A 2,747-nucleotide genomic window follows, 5' to 3' on the forward strand; every position below is an offset into this window, starting at 1 on the left:
CAGCCCTGGCGCGTCATGGAATACACAGGACCTCCCCATTGTTAGAGATTCTGCGGCATTTTCTATGTCGTAGGAAGGGCGTCCTCCATGTATCATCTTCCCGGGCTGAGTCACCGAGCGACGGCTGTGGTCATCGAACGGGCCGAGCAGACTTTCCCTGACTGGGACAAACCGGTCGGCCAACCCAGGAGCCTGTCGCTTCTCCAAGCCCTGAAATTGACGTTGTGCCGGCTGCGCCGCAATGCCACCTACCAGGACCTTCACGAAGATTTCGAGATTGGCAGGACCACGGCCTGGGAGTATGACCAGACCATGGTCGAGTTCCTCGCCCGCGAGTTCGGCTACCCCGACGATGAAGATCGCGAGAAGCTCTTGGCGATGGTGCTGGAAGGCACGGTTTGCTTGATCGACGGGACGCTGGTGCCGACGTTCAACTGGAAGCACCGCACGGACCTGCTGTCCGGCAAGCACCGCCGCCACGGCGTCACCATCCAACTCTTCGTCGACCTGCACGGCCGGTTGATCTGCGCCAGCCTCGCGTTCCCGGGTAGCTGGCACGACATTCATTGTTTCCGCGAGGCCGGCTTGGTCGACGTGGTCGCGCACGCCGGCGGGGGCCGGGGAATAGGAGATCTGGGTTACGGAGGCGAGCGGGAGGCCGTGTCCACGCCCATCAAGAAGAAGTCGAAGAAAGATCTCGCCGACGTCGAGAAGGACTCAACACAATCTTCACAAAATCCGAGTCCCCGTCGAGTGGGGAGTCGGCCACCTGAAGAACTGGCGGATCCTGGCCACGCGCTACCGCAGCGACCTCGCCCGCATCGACACCGACGTCCAGGCGGCCATTGGACTACAGGTTCTCAACGAGTTTCACTCCGACCGACGGCTGACGTTCGACCGGGTTAAGAAGGCGATGGCGGCATGATTCCAGGATCGTCTCCACAACCCTTGACGGCTGTTTTACTGAAATCAATTGAATAGGGTTTCCGAACAACTTCCTGGTATCCTCCGAATCTCCACGCTCAGTCGGTCAAATGCCTCGGCCGTTTCCCGCCGTCGCAGGATATTCTGCCATCCCTGATGAGCACGGACCTGTGTGTTGGCCTTCGCATCCGTTTCAGGAAATGCAGGATCAAGACCACCAGGTAGATCATTATCTCGGTCAAGTTCGTCGCGCAACACAACGAATCGGTGAGCTAGGTCCGGATGCCGCTCGCCGAGCAGGGCGAGGTCGGCACGGGTATCCAGTGCCTGACCTAGCAACACCCCATGGCTTTGCTCGAATAGCTCCAGCGCTCGGTCAGTCAACCCCGCGCGAACACAGCACGCGGCAGCATCGGGTCCTAGGAGCTGTTCGGAAACTCTATTCGAATCGGCTTTCATTGAAATTTCGACACTGGCAACAGGAACAATGCGTCCGTCGGTAGCCGTATGGGGGGTGGAATCAAGCGGTCAAGGCGACATATTTACCGCCAGCAAATCGTTGAATCGGCAGACGTCACTCGAAGCGCTTAATGATCTGTTGGCAACGAATGTGTCGCCTTGACCGCTTGATTCCACCCTACCTCTCCGCGGATTTTGCGATGCAGCCTTTCATTCTGGAATTTGCCCTTTCTTTTCGGTCCAATCCATAATTCCATGTCCCACAAGTTCGTACGCCTTCTCGAAATACTCGATGCACTTCTCGTTACCCTCTTCTCCGATCGATGCGCACGTCTTTTCAGCCCAGTTCCTCGGCGCGTCCCCCGCTTCGCTGGCATGCGCGACGCCGGAACCAGCCAAAGTCACTCCGGCCATCACGGCGGTCCCCGTTGTCACTGCGACGAAGGCACGTGCCGCCCGGCTACGGGCAGCGGGCCGGGCGGACGGCGCACGGTGACGGCCGCGACTGCTGACTCGCGAACCTCCGTCAAGCCGCATGCTTTCCTCAGACAACAAGCACCCCTTCCTATACGCCTGCGAATTGAGCTGTTGGGATCGGGCTGGACTCTCCGGTCCACGACTCCGGCACACATAGGACTTCACCCCGAGACCGGTACCGCAGATAGGCACCAGCCGATGGCGTGGTCAAATGCTAGCTCCTTCCCAAATGTCCAGTCAAGGGCCACGCGCCGGCAACCGTCTGACTTGGGACCTTGCAGCGAGTCCGCCACGTTCTTGTCAACGCACGCCCAACCAGAGTGGAGTCCGTGGAAGTGGCGTACAAGTCGTTATCGTCTAGCGATTTACCGGGAGCGGCGGTCAGTGTTGCAGAGTGATCACCACGCAATCCGGCGCTGTTGCTTCTCGCCGGGGCATGCTCCAATGCCGCGGTCGGCTTAGAATCCGTAATGAAATAACTTGTTCATCTTGAGCCTTCTGCAGGCCCGTGACCTGCGAAGACGCTCCAGAGGATGCATTTGTTATTTCATTACGAATCCTTAGTGGTTAGCACTGGAAGTTCTTGAGGGGTTGACGAACGCCCGCGAGGAAGACCCGGCTCGACCTACTGATCGGTGCTGGCGAGGTGGACGGTGCAGGCGGTATCCAGAGCGTCTTGGGGGCTGCCAGCGGTGAACCCAGACAACAGGACAGCCTCCTGGTAGCGCTCATCCCAGGCCGAGTAGATCGCGAACCCGAGGGAGTGAGCCGACCCGCCGTAACGCAGCCGGCACAGCGGGATCTCCTCCCCGCCCGGGAGGACGCCCGCGACATAGGCGAAAACCCCCCCGGTAGGTGATCTCGACCCCGGCAAGCTGGGGCCAGCA

At 59.8% G+C, this 2,747-nt stretch carries 2 protein-coding genes and 1 pseudogene; 1 reads left to right on the plus strand and 2 read right to left on the minus strand.

Going from position 1 to position 2,747, the window contains the following annotated elements; translation table 11 throughout:
- Window positions 1-126 precede the first annotated feature (126 nt).
- The gene (locus MJ797_RS26375; protein WP_239342393.1) at window positions 127-906 is read left to right on the plus strand and encodes a transposase; all 780 of its coding nucleotides are present in this window, start codon (window positions 127-129) and stop codon (window positions 904-906) included.
- A 687-nt stretch (window positions 907-1,593) separates the two neighbouring features.
- On the opposite strand, the gene MJ797_RS26380 is transcribed toward MJ797_RS26375, so the two are convergent.
- Window positions 1,594-1,797 (minus strand): hypothetical protein, encoded by a 204-nt coding sequence (locus tag MJ797_RS26380; protein ID WP_239342395.1) that lies wholly within the window; start codon window positions 1,795-1,797, stop codon window positions 1,594-1,596.
- Window positions 1,798-2,485: 688 nt separating this feature from the next.
- A pseudogene (locus tag MJ797_RS26385) lies at window positions 2,486-2,747 on the minus strand (hypothetical protein); the annotation flags it as partial.

The organism is Protofrankia sp. CiP3 (assembly GCF_917627345.1).
Lineage (GTDB): Bacteria > Actinomycetota > Actinomycetes > Frankiales > Frankiaceae > Protofrankia.